This window comes from Pseudomonas sp. CCC3.1, from assembly GCF_034347405.1.
Lineage (GTDB): Bacteria > Pseudomonadota > Gammaproteobacteria > Pseudomonadales > Pseudomonadaceae > Aquipseudomonas.
Genome location: NZ_CP133778.1, coordinates 5697838 through 5716296, shown reverse-complemented (window position 1 = coordinate 5716296; position 18459 = coordinate 5697838). Strand labels below are relative to the sequence as shown.

The following is an 18459-nucleotide window of genomic DNA, read 5'->3' as shown; positions in this document are numbered from 1 at the left end:
TACACCATTAGCCTTAAGGACACCCGCGCTCTTTTGAAGCTTGCGGGGTCTCGTACTTTTCCAGCGCTTCAGGCCCTGAGCGTTTATTGACCAGCGGCACGCTCTGCGCCTGCCAGTCGGCCTGGTAACAGCCACTCTCTTCAGGCGTGGCCGCTTGCGCCGATGGCTTGGCCGACCCGGAGCAACCGGCCAAAAAGCCCGCAATCATTAACAGCGGTAACAACTTGACCATGTCCATGCTTCCTTTCAGGGCCTGAGTCATTTTCAGGCTTTAGCGCGGCTTTCCAGAATCTCTACAGCAGGCAGTACTTTGCCTTCAACGAACTCCAGGAATGCACCGCCGCCAGTCGAAATGTACGAAATTTGATCAGCAATGCCGTACTTGTCGATGGCAGCCAGAGTGTCGCCACCGCCTGCAATCGAGAACGCATCACTGTCAGCGATAGCCTGGGCCAGTACTTTAGTGCCGTTTGCGAACTGGTCGAATTCAAACACGCCCACTGGACCGTTCCACAGAATAGTCTTGGAAGATTTCAACAGTTCGGCAAAGTGCGCAGCAGTTTGCGGGCCAATGTCCAGAATCATGTCATCGGCGGCTACGTCGGCGATCAGTTTGACGGTCGCTTCGGCCGACTCCGCGAATTCCTTGGCCACCACCACGTCAGTCGGCAACGGCACGTTGACCTTGGCGGCGATGGCGCGAGCGGTGTCCAGCAGGTCTGGTTCGTACAGCGATTTGCCGACCGGGTGACCGGCAGCCGCCAGGAAGGTATTGGCAATGCCGCCGCCCACGATCAGCAGGTCGCAGATCTGGCTCAGGCTGTTGAGCACTTCAAGCTTAGTCGACACTTTGGAGCCGGCAACAATGGCCGCCATTGGCTTGGCCGGGGCGCCCAAGGCTTTGCCCAGTGCTTCCAGCTCTGCCGCCAGCAACGGGCCTGCCGCCGCAACCTTGGCGAATTTGGCGACGCCATGGGTCGAACCCTCAGCGCGGTGAGCAGTACCGAACGCGTCCATCACAAACACGTCGCACAGGGCGGCGTATTGCTTGGCCAGTTCGTCGGCGTTTTTCTTCTCGCCTTTGTTGAAGCGCACGTTTTCGAACAGCACGATGTCGCCCGCTTTGACGTCGACACCGTTCAGGTAGTCGCTGACCAGCGGCACTTCGCGGCCCAGGGCTTTGCTCAGGTAGTCCGCTACAGGCTTCAGGCTGTTTTCAGCCGAGAATTCGCCTTCGGTCGGACGCCCCAAATGCGAGCAGACCATAACCGCTGCGCCTTTTTCCAGCGCCAGCTTGATGGTCGGCAGCGAAGCAAGGATGCGCGCATCGCTGGTGACGACACCGTCCTTGACTGGGACGTTGAGGTCTTCGCGGATCAGCACGCGTTTACCTTGCAGATCGAGGTCGGTCATCTTTAACACGGTCATGGGTCGCAGTTCCTGAGTGTCTAAAGTTAGAGAGCGGTGTTGGGATGGGTTACGTGCAAATAGTGTTCTGCCACATCGATCATTCGATTGGCAAAACCCCATTCGTTGTCGAACCAGGCCAGCAGGTTCACCAGCCGCGGGCCGGAAACGCGTGTCTGACTGGCATCGACAATGGCCGAATGCGGGTCATGGTTGAAATCACAACTGGCATGCGGCAACTCGGTGTAGGCCAGCAAACCTTTAAGCGGGCCGCTGGTCGCGGCCTCGCGCAGCACACGATTCACTTCTGCGGCGTCGGTGTCGCGCGCCGTGACCAATGTAATGTCGAGGCATGACACATTAAGCGTCGGGACTCGCACGGCTTTGGCTTGAATACGGCCAGCAAGTTCCGGCAATAAACGTTCAATGCCTTTGGCCAGGCCGGTAGACACCGGAATCACTGACTGGAACGCCGAGCGCGTACGACGCAGGTCTTCGTGGTGATAGGCATCAATCACTGGCTGGTCGTTCATCGCCGAGTGAATCGTGGTGATCGACACATACTCAAGGCCGAACGCTTCATCCAGCAAACGCAACAACGGCACGCCGCAGTTGGTGGTACAGGACGCGTTGGACACCAGACGCTCGTCGCCGGTCAGGCTGTGTTGGTTGACGCCATAAACGATGGTCGCGTCGACATCGGCTTCGCTGGCCATAGGCTGCGAAAACAGTACGCGAGGTGCCCCGGCATCGAGAAAACGCTGAGCGTCGGCACGGGTGTGATAGACGCCAGAACACTCCAGCACCAGATCAACGCCCAGCGCAGCCCAGTCGATACCTTCGGGGGTGGCACTGCGGAACACTTTCACGCAGTCGCCATTGATGTGCAGGCAGTCGCCTTCGATCCGTATTTCGCCGGGGAACCGGCCATGCGTGGAGTCGAAGCGCGTCAAATATTCGAGACTGGCCATGTCGGCCAAATCATTCAGTGCAACGATTTCAAACCCGGCATCTGCCCCTCGCTCAAACAACGCACGCAAGACGCAACGACCAATCCGGCCGTAGCCGTTGAGTGCAACTTTGTAAGGACGCGGTTGAGGCATGGGGTTCTCTTATCAGGGCGGGCAATCAATGCAAAACCCTGTAGCCGCTGCCGCAGGCTGCGATCTTTTGATCTTAAAAGATCGCAGCCTTCGTACCTCGGCAGCGACTACAGGGACTTACTTAGTCTTCCAGCAGCTCTTCAGCCTGACCCAGGATGTTTTCCAGGGTGAAGCCGAACTCTTCGAACAAGGCAGGCGCAGGCGCCGACTCGCCGTAGGTGGTCATGCCAATGACGCGGCCTTCCAGGCCCACGTACTTGTACCAGTAGTCTGCGTGGGAGGCTTCGATAGCAATACGCGCGCTCACTTGCAGCGGCAGAACCGACTGCTTGTAGCCTGCATCTTGGGCTTCGTACACGCTGGTGCAGGGCATCGAAACAACACGGACCTTGCGGCCTTGTTCGGTCAGCTTGTCGTAGGCCTGAACAGCCAGGCCCACTTCGGAACCGGCCGAGATCAGGATCAACTCAGGCTCGCCTGCGCAGTCCTTCAGCACGTAGCCACCCCGGTTGATGTCGGCAATCTGGCCAGCATCACGGGTTTGGTGGGTCAGGTTCTGACGCGAGAAGATCAACGCGGACGGGCCGTCGTTGCGCTCCAGAGCGAATTTCCAGGCCACTGCGGATTCCACCGCGTCGGCTGGGCGCCAGGTGTCAAGGTTCGGCGTGGTACGCAGGCTGGTCAGTTGCTCAACCGGCTGGTGCGTCGGGCCGTCTTCGCCCAGACCGATGGAGTCGTGGGTGAACACATAGATCACGCGCTGCTTCATCAGGGCCGACATGCGGATGGCGTTGCGGGCGTATTCCATGAACATCAGGAAGGTCGCGCCGTAAGGCACCAGGCCGCCGTGCAGAACCACGCCGTTCATGATGGCGCTCATGCCGAACTCGCGAACACCGTAGTGCACGTAGTTGCCGCTGGCGTCTTCGCCGGTGATGCTCTTGCAGCCTTTCCAGATGGTCAGGTTGGAACCGGCCAGGTCAGCGGAGCCGCCCAGCAGTTCTGGCAACAGCGGGCCAAAGGCGGTCAGGGCGTTTTGGCTGGCTTTACGGCTGGCGATGGTTTCGCCTTTGGCAGCGACTTCAGCGATGTAGGCGTTAGCCTTGGCATCGAAGTCAGCTGGCAGTTTGCCGCTCAGGCGACGGGTCAGCTCGCTCGCCAGTTCCGGGAATTCGGCAGCGTAGGCCGCGAAGCGCTTGTCCCACTCGGACTCAACCGCAGCACCGGCTTGTTTGGCATCCCATTCGGCGTAGATATCAGCCGGGATTTCAAATGGGCCGTGGTTCCAGTCCAGCGCCTTGCGGGTCAGGGCGATTTCGTCCGCGCCCAGTGGAGCACCGTGGCTTTCTTCTTTGCCCTGCTTGTTCGGCGAACCAAAACCAATGGTGGTTTTGCAGCAGATCAGCGTTGGCTTGTCGCTTTTACGAGCGGTTTCGATCGCTGTTTTGATTTCTTCCGGATCGTGACCGTCAACGTTGCGGATCACTTGCCAGTTGTAGGCTTCGAAACGCTTTGGCGTGTCGTCGGTGAACCAGCCTTCAACTTCGCCATCAATCGAGATGCCGTTGTCGTCGTAGAACGCGATCAGTTTGTTCAGACCCAAGGTGCCGGCCAACGAGCCAACTTCGTGGGAAATGCCTTCCATCATGCAGCCATCACCCAGGAACACGTAGGTGTGGTGATCGACAACAGAGTGGCCAGGACGGTTGAACTGCGCGCCCATGACTTTTTCAGCCAGGGCAAAGCCCACGGCGTTAGCCAAGCCCTGACCCAACGGACCTGTGGTGGTTTCAACGCCCGGCGTGTAACCGAACTCCGGGTGACCCGGGGTACGGCTGTGCAGTTGGCGGAAGTTTTTCAGGTCGTCGATCGACAGGTCATAGCCGGTCAGGTGCAGCAACGAGTAGATCAACATCGAACCGTGGCCGTTGGACAGCACGAAGCGGTCACGGTCAGCGAACGACGGGTTGCTCGGGTTGTGCTTCAGATAATCGCGCCACAGTACTTCGGCGATATCCGCCATACCCATAGGGGCACCTGGGTGGCCGCTGTTGGCTTTTTGCACGGCATCCATGCTGAGTGCACGAATGGCGTTGGCACGCTCACGACGGCTGGGCATCGCTGTTCTCCTGGGTATTGAAAGTTAAATCGAAACGGAAAAAAGGCGAGCATTTTCCCTCACGCACTGCCCTCGGGGCAATGACAGATAGTCGCTTGAAGCATTTTTCCTGCGCTTAACCGTTCAACCTGTTGAAGATCGGACATTTCATTTCGTTAATCAGCACAGATGGCCCGACAAACGTGCCGGCCATCAATCAATATCAAAAAGTTTTGATATTGAACTTGCGGGGCGTGAGGCGGGTAACTAGACTGCGGCCCCATGAACTTACGCGTGCCTTCAATCCGCCATGACGATTGCGACGAGCTCTCTGCCCTGTGCAAGGCTGGAGGCGACCCGCTGCGACTCAATGTGCTGCGCGCGTTGGCCAACGATTCATTTGGAGTGCTGGAGCTGACGCACATTTTCGCTACCGGCCAGTCAGGCATGAGCCATCACCTCAAGGTGTTGTCCCAGGCACAACTGGTAGCGACGCGTCGTGAAGGCAATGCCATTTTTTATCGTCGGGCCTTGCCCCACACCGAGCTGCTGGGCGGCAAGTTGCATGCTGCGTTGCTGGAAGAGGTCGATAACCTGACCTTGCCTGCCGACGTGCAAGCGCGCATCAGTGCCGTACATGGACACCGGGCAGCGGCCAGTCAGGACTTTTTCTCGCGTATTGCCGAGAAATTTCGCGCTCAACAGGATTTGATCGCTGGCTTGCCACAGTATCGTGACAGCGTCTTGGCGCTGCTCGACAAACAGAGCTTTAGCCCAGCGGCCACGGCCCTGGAAGTCGGCCCCGGCGATGGCAGTTTCTTGCCCGACCTGGCCCGCCGCTTCCAACAGGTCACGGCGCTGGACAACAGCTCGGTGATGCTTGAACTGGCCCGCCAGCTCTGTGAACGCGAGTCACTGAACAACGTCAGCCTGCTGCTGGCCGACGCGCTGCACGGTACGCAGATCCAGGCCGATTGCGTGGTAGTGAACATGGTCTTGCACCATTTCGCGGCACCGGCTGAAGCACTCAGGCAACTGGCCACCTTGCTGCAACCTGGCGGTAGCCTGCTGGTAACAGAGTTGTGTAGCCATAATCAGGCGTGGGCCCGCGAGGCTTGCGGTGATTTGTGGCTTGGTTTTGAACACGATGATCTGGCCCATTGGGCCACCGCTGCGGGACTCGTTCCCGGGGACAGCCTCTATGTAGGCTTACGTAATGGTTTCCAGATTCAGGTCCGCCACTTTCAGCGGCCGGCTGGCGACACTCACCATCGGTAATTATTAGGAAACCGTCGAGATGAGCGAATACTCCCTTTTCACCTCCGAGTCCGTGTCTGAAGGGCATCCGGACAAAATCGCCGACCAGATTTCTGATGCGGTGCTGGACGCCATCATTGCTGAAGACAAGCACGCCCGTGTGGCCTGCGAAACTCTGGTGAAAACCGGCGTAGCAATCATCGCGGGCGAAGTGACCACTTCGGCCTGGGTTGACCTGGAACAGATCGTTCGCGACGTGATCACCGATATTGGTTACACCAGCTCGGACGTCGGCTTCGATGGCGCGACCTGCGGCGTGATGAACATCATCGGCAAGCAGTCCCCAGACATCAACCAAGGTGTTGACCGTGCCAAGCCTGAAGATCAGGGCGCTGGCGACCAGGGCCTGATGTTCGGCTACGCCAGCAACGAAACTGACGTGCTGATGCCTGCCCCGATCACGTTCTCGCACCAACTGGTGCAGCGTCAGGCTGAAGCCCGCAAATCCGGCCTGCTGCCTTGGCTGCGCCCGGACGCCAAGTCGCAAGTGACCTGCCGTTACGAAGACGGCAAGGTTGTCGCCATCGACGCCATCGTGCTGTCGACCCAGCACAACCCGGAAGTCTCGAACAAAGACCTGCGCGAAGGCGTGATGGAGCTGATCGTCAAGCACGTGCTGCCTGCTGATCTGCTGCACAAAGACACCCAGTTCCACATCAACCCGACTGGCCAGTTCATCATCGGTGGCCCGGTGGGCGACTGCGGCCTGACCGGTCGCAAGATCATCGTGGACACCTACGGCGGCATGGCCCGTCACGGCGGCGGCGCGTTCTCGGGTAAAGATCCATCCAAGGTTGACCGTTCGGCAGCTTACGCCGGTCGTTACGTGGCCAAGAACATCGTGGCTGCCGGCTTGGCTGAGCGTTGCGAGATCCAGGTTTCCTACGCAATCGGCGTCGCTCAACCGACTTCGATTTCGTTGAACACCTTCGGCACTGGCAAAATCTCCGACGACAAGATCATCAAGCTGGTGCGTGAGGTGTTCGACCTGCGTCCATACGCCATCACCAAGATGCTTGATCTGCTGCACCCGATGTACCAGGAAACTGCAGCATACGGCCACTTCGGCCGCACCCCGCAGACCAAAACGGTTGGCGACGATACCTTCACCACGTTCACGTGGGAGCGTACCGACCGCGCTGAAGAGCTGCGCACTGCCGCTGGTTTGTAAGTAAGCCTGCTGCACCCAAAGCCCCGGACAGGTGACTGTTCGGGGCTTTTTTGTGGCTGTCGGCAGGCACCGAAACACGCGGCAATCCTCTGCCCGTACGCGTTGACAACCGTCCACTAGCCTTAAGCATTCACTCCGGGCAAGGACGCTCATGATGCTGGCCACACTCCGCCTTTTCAGTGGGCTTTTGCTCGCTTTTCTCAGCTCCAACTCACTCGCCAACACCTGCACTGACGCTCAGGCACTGCGCCAGCAACTCAAGGTCTGGGACGACAGCTACCACCGCTTGGGGGTGTCATTAGTCAGCGACGCGGTGTACGACCAGTCACGCAGTCGTCTAGAACAGTGCCTTGGCGTGGACAATCCGCTACAGACCGCAAGCGGCCCCGTCGCGCACCCTGTGGCCCAGACAGGCTTGGCCAAACTGGCAGATGAACCTGCCGTTAAAGAGTGGATCAAGGGCCGCCAAGACCTGTGGATTCAGCCCAAGGTCGATGGCGTGGCGGTCACGCTGATCTATAAACAGGGCCAATTGCAGCACGTCATCAGCCGGGGCGACGGGCAAGCGGGGCAGGACTGGACCCGCTCGGCGCGTGCCATCAAGGCCATCCCCCAACAACTGTCGAAGCCTGTGGACAGGTTGCTGCAAGGCGAACTGTATTGGCGCTTGCCTGGTCACATTCAAGCCAAGGCCGGCAGCGTCAATGCGCGCAGCACCGTGGCCGGGTTGATGGCACGGCATGAATTGAGCCCCGAACAAGGCCAGGGCATCGGGTTATTTGTGTGGGACTGGCCCCAAGGCCCAACAGCGCAAGCCGAACGTATCGCGCAATTGAGCGCGCTGGGCTTCACCGACAGCCACACCTACAGCCAGCCCATCGAACACCTCGATCATGCCCGACACTGGCGCGAGCATTGGTATAACAACCCGCTGCCCTTCGCCAGTGACGGCGTGGTATTGCGCCAAAGCCAGCGCCCGGCGGCAGAACGCTGGCAGGCCAAACCGCCCAACTGGGCGGCCGCGTGGAAATACCCGCATGCCCAGGCGTTGAGTGAAGTGCGCAAAGTAACGTTCAATATTGGCCGCACTGGGCGCATCACGCCCATGCTGGAACTGACCCCGGTTCGTCTGGACGACCGCACCATCAAACGCATCAGCGCAGGTTCGTTACAGCGCTGGCAAAGCCTGGATATTCGCCCCGGTGATCACGTTGCCATCAGCCTGGCGGGCATGACCATTCCACGGCTGGACAGCGTGGCGTTGCGCGCCAGCGAGCGCGTTGAAGTCAAAACACCCAACCCCCATAACTTCCATGCTCTAAGCTGCTGGCAGGCGACACCGGGATGCGAAAGCCAGTTTTTGGCACGCCTTAATTGGCTCAGCGGCAAACAAGGGCTGGCGCTGCCATTCACCGGGCCCGGCACCTGGAAAACGCTGGTTAATGCGGGACGCATAACTCACCTGCTTGATTGGATGACCCTGGACAGCGCTCAGCTTGCTAACATTGCTGGCTTCGGTGAACGCAGCAGCGAGCGTTTGCTCGCAAGCTTGCACAGTGCGCGGCAACAACCGTTTGAGCGTTGGGTCAAAGCCCTCGGGCTGCCGCCCACGGGTGATGCACCGCTGGGGCAGTCATGGCAGGCGCTGGTTGCACGCGACGAGCAGGCCTGGCAGACCTACTCCGGCATCGGCGCCCGGCGTGCCGCGCAACTGAGTGTTTTTTTCGTGAACCGAATGTACACGCGTTAAGTGAAGAATTACGTGCTGCCGGGATTGCCGGTTTCGATTAGAGACCGCACCCGCACCTTTACCCGAGGCGTATGCTGCGCATCGGTTTATTCAAATTGTGTTTATTGTCACTTTTAGTCATGGAGCCTTTTATGAAACGTTTTTCACCCCTCGTCCTGTTGACTGTGTGTGGCCTGCTGGCCGCCCCTTTGATGGCCGCTGATCAAGCACCGGAACCAACGGGCTGCGCCGCCAAGAAGCACGCCATCACCCTGCAACTTGAGCAAGCGCGTGCCCACGGCAACAGCAACCAAGTCGCGGGTCTGGAAAAAGCCCTGAGCGAAGTGAATGCGAACTGCACCGAGGCGGGCCTGAAGAAAGAACGCGAAAACAAAGTGCTGGATGCCAAGCATGAAGTCAGCAAACGCCAGGCAGACTTGGATAAAGCCATGAAGAAAGGCGATCCGGAAAAAATCGACAAGCGTAAAACCAAGCTCGCTGAGTCGCGCAAAGAACTGCAAGAAGCGCTGGATCAGTTGGACAAGTAAGCCACTGAGTCCCCCTGCCTCGCGATCTGTTAAAGATCAAAAGATCGCGAGGCAAGCTCGCTCCTACAGGCTCAATGATTCCTGAATGCCTTGTGGCAAGCGCTGCACGTGTCTTCGACTTTCTGCACCGCTGGCGCCAGGTTGCTGGCCTGGTACGGTTGTACCTGACTGGCGATCACCAACTCGCCCGTCGCGGCTTCCAACTCGCGCGCCAATGCCTGAAAACGCGCCTGATTTTGCCAAACGGCATCCGTGGCGCTGGTTTGTTCCGACTCTTTGACCTGAGGAAAATGCTTCCAGGGCTCGTGAGCCAACGCATCCAGTTGCACAGCGGCTTCGGCAAAGCGCGGGCCATCGAACGGAACCCGGCCACGCAACATGCCGCCTAGCTCTTCGCTGGTCTTGAGCATTTGCTTGAAAATCGCTTTACGCTGACCCAGCGGTGAATCGGGGTCAACGCCACCACACGCCGAGAGCGTCAGGCAGGCCAGCAATACGACGAAACAGTGTTTAACAGTCATGGTGGCTTCACGTCACGGAAAACGGCCGCCAGTATCCCCGTGTCACGCGTAAAGACCAATACCCCTATTAAGTATATGGATTGCCTGAAAGGTCAGTTGACCTCGGCAACCTTGAAGGAACACCGTTGATGAGATCACTTTTCAAGCCGTTGGCCTGGGCGTTACCCGTTGTCATGCTGCTGGCTGGTTGCAATGGCACCGACAAAGACAACGCAAAGCCCGAACCTCATACCACCTACATCAAGGCCGATTGGAGCGCGCTGCCCGAAGTCACCGGCACCGATTTGCAAAGCGGCTTCGCCTCCTGGCGCAGTGCGTGCACCCGACTCAAGGCCGACCCGAACTGGGGCACCCTTTGCAGCGCTGCTGCCAGTTTGCCTGCCAACCCGAGCGTGGCCGAGATCAGCAGTTTTCTGCAAACCCACCTCGACGTGTACAGCTTGCGCTCGGCCGAAGGCAGCAGCGACGGCTTGATCACCGGCTATTACGAACCGGTTTACCCCGGCAGCCTGAAACCGACCGCTACCGCCAACGTGCCCATTTACGGCGTACCGTCCGACCTGATCGTGGTGAACCTGGACAGCATTTACCCTGAACTCAAAGGCAAGCGCCTGCGCGGACGCCTTGAAGGCCGCGTGCTCAAGCCTTACGACACAGCAGAAACCATCAACAGCAAAGGCTTGAATGCCCCGGTGCTGGCCTGGTTGACCGACCCGATGGACCTCCAGTTTTTGCAAATCCAGGGTTCTGGCCGCGTGCAACTCGACACTGGCCGCCAACTGCGCATTGGCTACGCGGACCAGAACGGCCACCCCTACAAACCTATTGGCCGCTGGTTGGTTGAACAGGGCGAACTGAAAAAAGAAGACGTGACCATGGGTACCATCCACGCGTGGGCGGTGGCTCACCCCGAACGCGTGCACGAGCTGCTGGCCAGCAACCCAAGCTATGTGTTTTTCACCCAGAACCCTGACAGCAACGAAGGCCCGCGCGGCTCGCTGAACGTGCCGCTGACGCCGGGCTACAGCGTGGCCGTGGATCGCAAGATCATCCCGCTGGGCAGCCTGCTGTGGTTATCGACGACCCAGGCAGATGGCCAACCCATCGTGCGCCCGGTTGCCGCGCAAGACACTGGCGGCGCAATTGCTGGCGAAGTGCGTGCCGACTTCTTCGTGGGTACCGGTCCCCAGGCCGGACAAATTGCTGGCGACATGAAGCAGAAAGGCAATATCTGGCTGCTGTGGCCAAAAGGCGCTGCGTTGCCGCAGTGAGCACCGCACAACCCCGAGCTGCGCAGGCCGCAATCTTTTGAGCTCCTTTGTCAGCGCAGAAACCTCTCTGCGCATTTTTAATCAGGCAGAAAACATGAATAAAAAAGCGGTTATCGTTTTCAGTGGCGGACAAGACTCAACCACCTGTTTAGTGCAGGCGCTGCCCCTCTATGACGAAGTGCACTGCATCACCTTTGACTATGGCCAACGCCATCGAGCAGAGATTGAGGTGGCGCAAACCCTTTCCAAGCAACTGGGTGCCACAAAGCACACCGTCCTGGATGCGTCCTTGCTTAATCAATTGACGGTCAGCAGCCTGACCCGAGACGACATTGCAGTGCCCGACGCCTCTGATCCTGAAACCGGTTTGCCGAATACATTCGTGCCGGGGCGCAATATTTTATTTCTGACACTGGCCTCTATCTACGCCTATCAGGTACAGGCCAAAACCGTCATTACTGGCGTGTGCGAAACCGACTTCTCGGGTTACCCGGACTGCCGCAATGAGTTCGTGAAGTCGCTTAACCAGGCGATTACCTTGGGCATGGCCTACGACGTGCGCATCGAAACGCCATTGATGTGGCTTAACAAAGCCGAAGTGTGGGCGCTGGCTGACGAGCACCACCAATTGGACTTGATTCGCGACCAGACACTGACTTGCTATAACGGCCTGAAAGGCGCGGGATGCGGCCATTGTGCGGCGTGCAGTCTGCGCTCGAAAGGGTTGACCGACTACCTGAGCAACACCGCTGAAGTGCGCCAAAACTTGCGGAGCAAGCTGCAAAAACCCGCATAACACCCCGCCCCTTGTGCGCTATCAACACGTTCGGTGTGTGGCAGGCAAACAACGTGTAATCGCTGCCGCAGCCTGCGGCAGCGATTACGCGGGCTTGGATTTACATCGACACAAAGAAGAAGCTGACGATCAGCCCCATGCCGATAAACCACACAATCGAACGCATCAGCGCCCAGTCGGCCAGGTAGCAGATGATGTACAGCAGGCGACTGGTGATGAACAGCACGGCCAGCACGTCGATCGTCACAGGCTGGGCGTTGCCTACGATGTCGGCAATGATCACCGCCGCCGCAAACGCCGGGGTCACTTCAAAGCTATTGAGCTGGGCGTTGTGCGCACGTTTGGCAAACCCCTCCAGCGTGTCGAGAAACGCACGCGGATCGTGGTTTTGCCGAGGCCCGAACTTGCCTTGGCTGAACTTGGCAATGCCGGTACACACGTACGGCAAACACAGGGCAATCAGTACACACCAGAAGGCAACCGTCATTGGAATTTCCTTTTTAGAGTTTCATCACGAGCATGCCGATCAGCACCCGTCCACAGGCTAAGAGCCTCGAGCCAGCAAAAGGTTCTTGGCTCTACTAGCGCTCTCTTAGTTGTAACAGCACCCCTCTAAACTTCCAGCGATCTTTTGCGCCGGGGGCGTGTCCAAGCACGTTGCAGATCAAATCATCGCAACCTGTACCAACGCCTACGCTAAACGAAGGCTGTACCGGGTAAAGATGTGTCCCTGACAGCTGCGATTACATCAAACCTATAGCCCGAACTGATCGGGCTTTCATTCACTCACGCCACCACAGGATCCCGGATGCTTGAGCTTGTTGCTGCGTTTATCTGTCTGACCTCACTACTCACGTACGTGAACTTCCGTTTTATCGGCCTGCCGCCAACGATTGGCGTCATGGTCACCGCCCTTATGTTTTCGCTGCTGTTGCAGGGTTTGAGTTTTCTCGGTTATCCGGGCCTCGAAGACCGTGTGCAAGAGCTGATCGGCCAGATCGACTTCGGCGATTTGCTGATGAACTGGATGCTGTCGTTCCTGCTGTTCGCCGGCGCCTTGCACGTCAATATCAATGACGTGCGCAGTTATCGCTGGCCCATCGGACTGCTGGCCACGGTCGGTGTGTTGATCGCAACCACGGTCATCGGCAGCCTGGCGTACTGGATTTTTGCCCTGTTCGGCTGGCATATCAGCTTCTTGTATTGCTTGCTGTTTGGCGCGCTGATTTCCCCCACCGACCCGATTGCAGTGCTCGGTGTGCTGCGTACGGCCAACGCCTCCAAGCCACTGAAAACCACCATTGTTGGCGAGTCGCTGTTCAATGACGGCACCGCCGTTGTGGTGTTCACAGTGTTGCTCGGCATCGTGCAACTGGGTGAAACCCCGAGCATCAGTGCCACGGCGATGCTGTTCGCGCACGAGGCGATTGGTGGTGTGGTGTTCGGTGGCCTGATTGGTTATTTGGTGTACCGAATGATCAAAAGCATCGAGCAGTACCAGATCGAAGTGATGCTGACCCTGGCGCTGGTGATTGGCGGCTCGGCCATGGCCAGTGAGCTGCATGTGTCGGCGCCGATTGCGATGGTGGTTGCCGGTCTGATCATCGGCAATCTGGGCCGCAACAAGGCGATGAACGAGATGACCCGTCGCTATATGGACGGTTTCTGGGTTTTCCCAAAGGCGCCAAAAAGGCCTGCATCTTTGTCACATTGAAGGCGGCTACGCAGCGCCACTGAAAGCTGAGATGCGCCTCTGTTCCTGCCGAGCTATCTATTCTGGTCGCTCCCCTTTATCAGAATCCACATCATCAAGACATCAAGGTGTGGGCATACCACCCGCGTCTAGGATTCAACACGCCCACCAGTGAGCCTTCCATCGGACAATTGATCCTGGATGGGGCAAACGGCAGCCAACCGCTTTCTCTATGTGTATATTCATACAGTAATTCGCATGCTACGCCCTGTGGGGGGACGCTAGGCATAACGCTGAAAAGGTGCTTACATCAATGCTTAATGTCATGTCGCCACCAGCAAGGATGAGGATTTAACTTGGCCACTCTTACGGATAAAGAAATCGAAGCCCTGAAAATCGAGAATTTCATTTTTCACGTGGTGCATCATCGAGCCGATGATCCGATCCTGTTTGACGACACCCCCTTAAGCACCTTCGAGCCGTTCTTCATTGACCGCATCAAAGAAACCCTCAAGGGCAATAAATTTTCTTTCGCTGAAATATCTCAAGTAAAGGCTAAATTGAATAGTTGGGAGAAGGGCGAGTCGAATTTTGTCGATATCTCCAAGAGTTTGGCTCGACAGTTCCATCGCCTTGGCGACAAACGTATGAAGTCAGGCGTATTGATCGTAATTGGTTTAGTTACAGGTGCTAAAAAGTTTTATTCGTTAATTAAGTATGACTCTGAAAAAGTCGTTACATTTGAAACTAAGGGCGCCCAGGCAATACTTCAGGCAGTTACCAACAACTTTACTGAATCACCAAAAGCGCTCCAGAAATCAGCTCTTATTGATTTGGATTCCAAAGACTCAGAAGTAGTGATCATTGATAAAATGAGCCGCTCAGGAATCAGTGATTTCTTCAAAGAATTCCTGGGAGTAGAGCGCCTCCGAAATTCAAAGGAAATGACGGTAGATTTGGTTAAGGCAATCAAAAAAACTGTAAGGACACACCTGGGTGATCTGCCGCCGGCTATCACATCGAAGGTCGCTGAGAAAGTCGTTGAGATTGCGAAAAAGCGTAAAGACTTTGAAGTCGACGAATTCTTCACAGATTTTTTCGGCATCAATGGCCAAGATGAAATCCGGGCGACCTTCGACAAAGAATTGGAAAGCCTAAATTTGACTGGTGAGGTGTTCTCCTACGATGAGGAAGAGCTACCTACCAATGAGGCAAAGAAATACGTAACAAGTGAAGGCATAACCATAAATATGCCTGCGCGGGCAAAGGGAAGCTTAACTATTGAAAATGGAAAGGATGAAACTGTTATTACTATTCGTACAAGTCGCTTGCGTGAATCATGAAACAGATAGCGCTGGAACTTCGCAACTTCTTTGAGCGACTTACGGCGTCGGGTGGTTCTGCGCAGGTTGAAACTACGCATATTTTTCGAATTGATGAAGTGAGCGTTACATCTTCCGGGTTTGTTCGAGAATTGAAAGATCTTGCCCAGCGTGTTTGTTCTATGGGCATCGGAAAGATAGAGCTTTTTGGAGAAGTTTCCGACAGCATCGAGATCAAGGATTTCGATTTGGAGGATGTGGAAAATGACAGACTAACAGTCATCTTGGAGAAGCCAGCGGATGATGGTTGGTGTTATTTCCTAACTTTAAAAGGTTTCGAAAACTGGTTGAGAACAAACCAATTTTCAGCACAGAACTCACAGAAAAAAATGTGCGTGTGGGTTGCAAGTGAAACCTTTGAATTTTCCACTCATCAGTTTCTAGTGAAAGAAATGGGTGGAGATAAAAATTTACCGACCGCCACTCAACATCCTGAAAAACCTTGGAAAATGGTACGGGATCTTACCCACTCCCTTACCCCTCCGTCGCTTGAGCCATGGCTGCTGACTGCTGAGCCAATTGCTGAAAGCGAATCTTTTACAGCCTGGAAACGCGTGGCTGTGGAAAAGCTTTCCTTTTGCTTGCCTGCCGAGATTCGCAAGGAAGATGATGAGACTCATGTAATATTTCGAGGCGGGCGCTCACTCCCCATAGCTATAGACCAGCCTATTAACTGGGCTGATATCAATTTTGAAACACTCCACGACACCTGCCAGTGGATCTACTCCACCCCTAGGGAGTGTGAAACGAAATTCCAACTTTTCAACAACCACATTGCTATCAACTGGAACAGTGGGACGACGTGGCCCTCTGGCTCAACGCCACTCTTAAAAAATAGCCTCTCGGGGGCCAAGGAAGCGTTCGCCTTTCATCTCCAAGATCAGAGCAAGGAGGCTGTCAAAAGCCTGGGAGATCTGCGCAAGGGTTTGCAGGACGAGGTTAATAAGACACAAACTGCGACAAGGGATTTAATATCAGCTCTCTGGCGTGATTTCGCGGTGGCGGGTGTTGTCTTAGCTCTCAAGACTCCGATAGCGACTACAGGCGTAGCCGATACAGCCACCACGATTCTGTATCTTGGTGTTTCTGTGCTTCTCATATTGAGCCTAGTTATCAACACTCTTTCAACCTTGCGTTTTAACAGTCTTGCTGACAGCAGTAGAGAAGGATGGCGGAAGAAGATCTACAACTTTATGTCATCCGACGACTGGAGGCGATTGGTTGAAAAACCTATATCGTCCGGACGCACCGTTTACTGGCTTGCTTGGACTGTGTGCTTCTGTCTATACGCAGCCATTGTCCACTACTTCCTATCGCTCGCGGCACCTAGCTTCGTGGCGAACCACATTGATTATTATTTTTTCTGCGCGTGGAACTACATCACCGCCTTTCTTTTATAAACTATAAGTCTAACTACCATTGAATCTTTATGGCGCAGTGTTACTACACAGATATTTAGAAACTATGCCGAAAACCATCAGGGCTTTGCTTACACAACAGAAGCCGGTCTGGCTGAGGTAGGGGCTATAGCCATCATTGTCCGCATTCCGTTGCTCAGCGTAATGTACCCAAATACGGCCATTAAGCCTAAAAGTGATGGTTAATGTGCCGTATTGGGGACATTAAATATGCATCTCAGAGCAACGTACCACCAGCGTTCAATTCTAGGAGGGTAGTTGACTCTCGGATTCGCTGGCCTCATGGCGAGCCCAGCGCAACGCAGCTATCGACATGAATTGCCTAATCGCCAGCGCTCCCCTTTCATTTCTAGCTTTGGAGCCTGGCAAGGTCAAAGCTGCCTCAACCTTGGCACGGCTAGCTTCGTACATTGCAAATGCGTTGAACTCAGAATCAAGCAGCACCAAGAGCACAATATCGAAGGGTTGTCGTAGATCAATTGCACCCATACGGCCCGTAATCTTTTGCGAGTTCAGGATACATCGCCCCTTGATCTGGATTCTCGCGACGCCATCTTCCAGCGTCTCTGTAGCGTCGTAACCTGCCTGCCTTGCAGGATGTAGTACCAGGCCGAGTCGAGTAGCAGCTTCGTACTCTGCCACCTCGCCGGTCACGCCCAGCGGCTTGCCGGTCAGGCGATAGAATCTACGCGCGAGCACCTTGGCTTCTTTCAGAATCTCTAGGATTTCATCCTGGATCAATGCAGCCTGGTGAGGTTCCTGGCCATGACTGAGTTCAGTCATCTGCAAATGCCTCGAGCGCAGCGAGCAGCTTGGCTAGTTCAGCCAAGTTGGCCGCCGTCACGATGTCATATTCTCCTCGACTGCTCAGCCGATATACCTCTCGAGCCTTTTTGACCCGTTCCAGTAGAGGAACAACAATGCCTGACGCTCTTTCAAGAAATTCGTTAATGTCTGCCCGTGTTTGAGGGATCTTGTAGCCTTTGGCCGCGCTTGTGATGATGACGTCCGCATCCCGAAGCTTGGCGATGCCACTTGATCGGATTCTCTGGCCGTTGACCTCTCCAAGTCCGCTGTCTTTTAGATGCGCCATGATCTCCGTAGTCAGCACGTAATCCTTGGTGACGAATTCGCTTTGAAATCTTAAGAACCGCAGGATACTCAATTGCAGGCGCTCATCCTCATCAGGGTGTTCGCCAGCCCGCTCGCTAAAACGATCAGCCTGGCGGAGTGCTTCTTGGTGTACTTGGTAGTCTGCATACCCAGACTCATCCGTCGGCGGTGGCAGAAGAGACTGGTACTTGGATGGCCACTCAAGCATTCCAAGAGTCAGGCTGCGTAGGATTTTTTTGTAGGCAAGGACTGCTTCTTCCGAAGCTTTCTCTTCGTAGATCTGAGCGACTGATCCAGCAAAAAAATCTGCAACCTGAACCAAAACGTTGTCCTTACTGGCCATCGTCTGGAACGCATCCTTATCGCCAAATAGGTCGTCCACGAATCGTTCTGCAACGTAGCTTTTGAGGCTCTCCTGAAATTCCTGGCCACCATGCTCGTCAACGATCATCTGGAGGTCAGGGTATGCGCGGAACAAGCGTTCATAGAGCAACCCGTTCACGTATTTTATGAACGAGGTCTTGATACGGAGGCCGCCGTCTTTGTGAATTCGGGACTTATCAACGACGGTGAAATAGAGCTTGAAAGGCAGCTCAGCTAGCTCGTTGAGGATTCGGGAACGGCGATCTGAATCCTTCGGCTTCAGATTGCTGGATTTGATCTCGCCTGTTTGAAAGTGACGCATGCGGAGTGCTTCAGCTTGGGCATAAGCAGCTTCCAGGTCTTTCTCTGCCACCAGAATGGAGCACACGATGAAGAAGCCCGAGCTCCCTCCCTTTGACGTATCAAGGTCGGAATTCCCGGACTCATCCACGAAGGCATAGGTTCTGTCCATGAGCTTGCTCCATCAACAACGTACTGAGCGCGGTGGGTCGCCCAATGGCAAGGTGGC

15 protein-coding genes and 2 pseudogenes are annotated in these 18459 nt (G+C 55.8%); 9 read left to right on the top strand and 8 right to left on the bottom strand.

Annotation, left to right across the window (positions count from 1 at the left end):
* Positions 1–13: 13 nt before the first annotated feature.
* The 4 genes from RHM56_RS25220 to tkt all read right to left on the bottom strand — a co-directional run bounded on the left by RHM56_RS25220 (position 14) and on the right by tkt (position 4629).
* Complete coding sequence (locus tag RHM56_RS25220; RefSeq protein ID WP_322237060.1) at positions 14–232, bottom strand: hypothetical protein; 219 nt, start codon at positions 230–232, stop codon at positions 14–16.
* A gap of 32 nt (positions 233–264) precedes the next feature.
* Positions 265–1428: a phosphoglycerate kinase gene (locus tag RHM56_RS25215; RefSeq protein WP_322237058.1), complete on the bottom strand. Its 1164-nt coding sequence runs from the start codon at positions 1426–1428 to the stop codon at positions 265–267.
* 26 nt (positions 1429–1454) lie between these two features.
* Complete coding sequence (gene epd / locus RHM56_RS25210) at positions 1455–2510, bottom strand: erythrose-4-phosphate dehydrogenase (RefSeq protein WP_322237056.1); 1056 nt, start codon at positions 2508–2510, stop codon at positions 1455–1457.
* Between the two features lie 121 nt (positions 2511–2631).
* Positions 2632–4629, bottom strand: a complete 1998-nt coding sequence (gene tkt, locus RHM56_RS25205; RefSeq protein ID WP_322237054.1) for a transketolase — start codon at positions 4627–4629, stop codon at positions 2632–2634.
* Between the two features lie 261 nt (positions 4630–4890).
* Here tkt and RHM56_RS25200 point away from each other — a divergent pair, with 261 nt between their 5' ends.
* The 4 genes and pseudogenes from RHM56_RS25200 to RHM56_RS25185 all read left to right on the top strand — a co-directional run bounded on the left by RHM56_RS25200 (position 4891) and on the right by RHM56_RS25185 (position 9373).
* Positions 4891–5886 (top strand): metalloregulator ArsR/SmtB family transcription factor, encoded by a 996-nt coding sequence (locus tag RHM56_RS25200; RefSeq protein ID WP_322237052.1) that lies wholly within the window; start codon positions 4891–4893, stop codon positions 5884–5886.
* Positions 5887–5905: 19 nt separating this feature from the next.
* Entirely contained in the window at positions 5906–7096 is a 1191-nt protein-coding gene (metK, locus tag RHM56_RS25195) for a methionine adenosyltransferase (RefSeq protein ID WP_322237050.1), read from the top strand.
* 154 nt (positions 7097–7250) lie between these two features.
* Positions 7251–8887 (top strand): annotated as a pseudogene (gene ligB, locus RHM56_RS25190) (NAD-dependent DNA ligase LigB).
* A gap of 90 nt (positions 8888–8977) precedes the next feature.
* Positions 8978–9373 (top strand): DUF1090 domain-containing protein, encoded by a 396-nt coding sequence (locus RHM56_RS25185; RefSeq protein ID WP_322237048.1) that lies wholly within the window; start codon positions 8978–8980, stop codon positions 9371–9373.
* A gap of 71 nt (positions 9374–9444) precedes the next feature.
* Here RHM56_RS25185 and RHM56_RS25180 read toward each other — a convergent pair whose 3' ends face one another.
* Positions 9445–9894, bottom strand: a complete 450-nt coding sequence (locus tag RHM56_RS25180) for a cytochrome c (RefSeq protein ID WP_322237046.1) — start codon at positions 9892–9894, stop codon at positions 9445–9447.
* Positions 9895–10022: 128 nt separating this feature from the next.
* On the opposite strand from RHM56_RS25180, the gene RHM56_RS25175 reads away from it, so the two are divergent.
* The gene (locus RHM56_RS25175) at positions 10023–11165 is read left to right on the top strand and encodes a murein transglycosylase A (protein ID WP_322237044.1); all 1143 of its coding nucleotides are present in this window, start codon (positions 10023–10025) and stop codon (positions 11163–11165) included.
* Between the two features lie 94 nt (positions 11166–11259).
* A complete protein-coding gene (gene queC / locus RHM56_RS25170) occupies positions 11260–11961 on the top strand; it encodes a 7-cyano-7-deazaguanine synthase QueC (protein ID WP_322237042.1) in 702 nt (233 codons plus the stop codon).
* 100 nt (positions 11962–12061) lie between these two features.
* Here queC and RHM56_RS25165 read toward each other — a convergent pair whose 3' ends face one another.
* Positions 12062–12448 (bottom strand): MAPEG family protein, encoded by a 387-nt coding sequence (locus tag RHM56_RS25165; RefSeq protein ID WP_322237040.1) that lies wholly within the window; start codon positions 12446–12448, stop codon positions 12062–12064.
* A 321-nt stretch (positions 12449–12769) separates the two neighbouring features.
* On the opposite strand from RHM56_RS25165, the pseudogene RHM56_RS25160 reads away from it, so the two are divergent.
* From RHM56_RS25160 to RHM56_RS25150, 3 genes and pseudogenes are all read left to right on the top strand, one after another.
* Positions 12770–13630, top strand: a pseudogene (locus RHM56_RS25160) (cation:proton antiporter); the annotation flags it as partial.
* Between the two features lie 380 nt (positions 13631–14010).
* A complete protein-coding gene (locus tag RHM56_RS25155; protein ID WP_032894897.1) occupies positions 14011–14997 on the top strand; it encodes a nucleoid-associated protein in 987 nt (328 codons plus the stop codon).
* The gene (locus RHM56_RS25150; protein ID WP_047338026.1) at positions 14994–16436 is read left to right on the top strand and encodes a hypothetical protein; all 1443 of its coding nucleotides are present in this window, start codon (positions 14994–14996) and stop codon (positions 16434–16436) included. Before RHM56_RS25155 ends, RHM56_RS25150 begins: the two co-directional genes overlap by 4 nt.
* A 264-nt stretch (positions 16437–16700) precedes the next feature.
* Here the strand turns inward: RHM56_RS25150 and RHM56_RS25145 are convergent, their stop codons facing one another.
* A complete protein-coding gene (locus tag RHM56_RS25145) occupies positions 16701–17237 on the bottom strand; it encodes a hypothetical protein (protein WP_032894895.1) in 537 nt (178 codons plus the stop codon).
* The gene (locus RHM56_RS25140; RefSeq protein WP_032894893.1) at positions 17230–18402 is read right to left on the bottom strand and encodes a DUF3800 domain-containing protein; all 1173 of its coding nucleotides are present in this window, start codon (positions 18400–18402) and stop codon (positions 17230–17232) included. Before RHM56_RS25140 ends, RHM56_RS25145 begins: the two co-directional genes overlap by 8 nt.
* Between the last annotated feature and the right edge of the window lie 57 nt (positions 18403–18459).

Coding starts and splice junctions, on each gene's coding strand:
- RHM56_RS25150 (WP_047338026.1), top strand. CDS start 14,994: ATGAAACAGATAGCGCTGGAACTTCGCAACTTCTTTGAGCGACTTACG.
- RHM56_RS25215 (WP_322237058.1), bottom strand. CDS start 1,428: ATGACCGTGTTAAAGATGACCGACCTCGATCTGCAAGGTAAACGCGTG.
- RHM56_RS25180 (WP_322237046.1), bottom strand. CDS start 9,894: ATGACTGTTAAACACTGTTTCGTCGTATTGCTGGCCTGCCTGACGCTC.
- RHM56_RS25220 (WP_322237060.1), bottom strand. CDS start 232: ATGGTCAAGTTGTTACCGCTGTTAATGATTGCGGGCTTTTTGGCCGGT.
- metK (WP_322237050.1), top strand. CDS start 5,906: ATGAGCGAATACTCCCTTTTCACCTCCGAGTCCGTGTCTGAAGGGCAT.
- tkt (WP_322237054.1), bottom strand. CDS start 4,629: ATGCCCAGCCGTCGTGAGCGTGCCAACGCCATTCGTGCACTCAGCATG.
- RHM56_RS25185 (WP_322237048.1), top strand. CDS start 8,978: ATGAAACGTTTTTCACCCCTCGTCCTGTTGACTGTGTGTGGCCTGCTG.
- RHM56_RS25145 (WP_032894895.1), bottom strand. CDS start 17,237: ATGACTGAACTCAGTCATGGCCAGGAACCTCACCAGGCTGCATTGATC.
- RHM56_RS25200 (WP_322237052.1), top strand. CDS start 4,891: ATGAACTTACGCGTGCCTTCAATCCGCCATGACGATTGCGACGAGCTC.
- queC (WP_322237042.1), top strand. CDS start 11,260: ATGAATAAAAAAGCGGTTATCGTTTTCAGTGGCGGACAAGACTCAACC.
- RHM56_RS25140 (WP_032894893.1), bottom strand. CDS start 18,402: ATGGACAGAACCTATGCCTTCGTGGATGAGTCCGGGAATTCCGACCTT.
- RHM56_RS25165 (WP_322237040.1), bottom strand. CDS start 12,448: ATGACGGTTGCCTTCTGGTGTGTACTGATTGCCCTGTGTTTGCCGTAC.
- epd (WP_322237056.1), bottom strand. CDS start 2,510: ATGCCTCAACCGCGTCCTTACAAAGTTGCACTCAACGGCTACGGCCGG.
- RHM56_RS25175 (WP_322237044.1), top strand. CDS start 10,023: ATGAGATCACTTTTCAAGCCGTTGGCCTGGGCGTTACCCGTTGTCATG.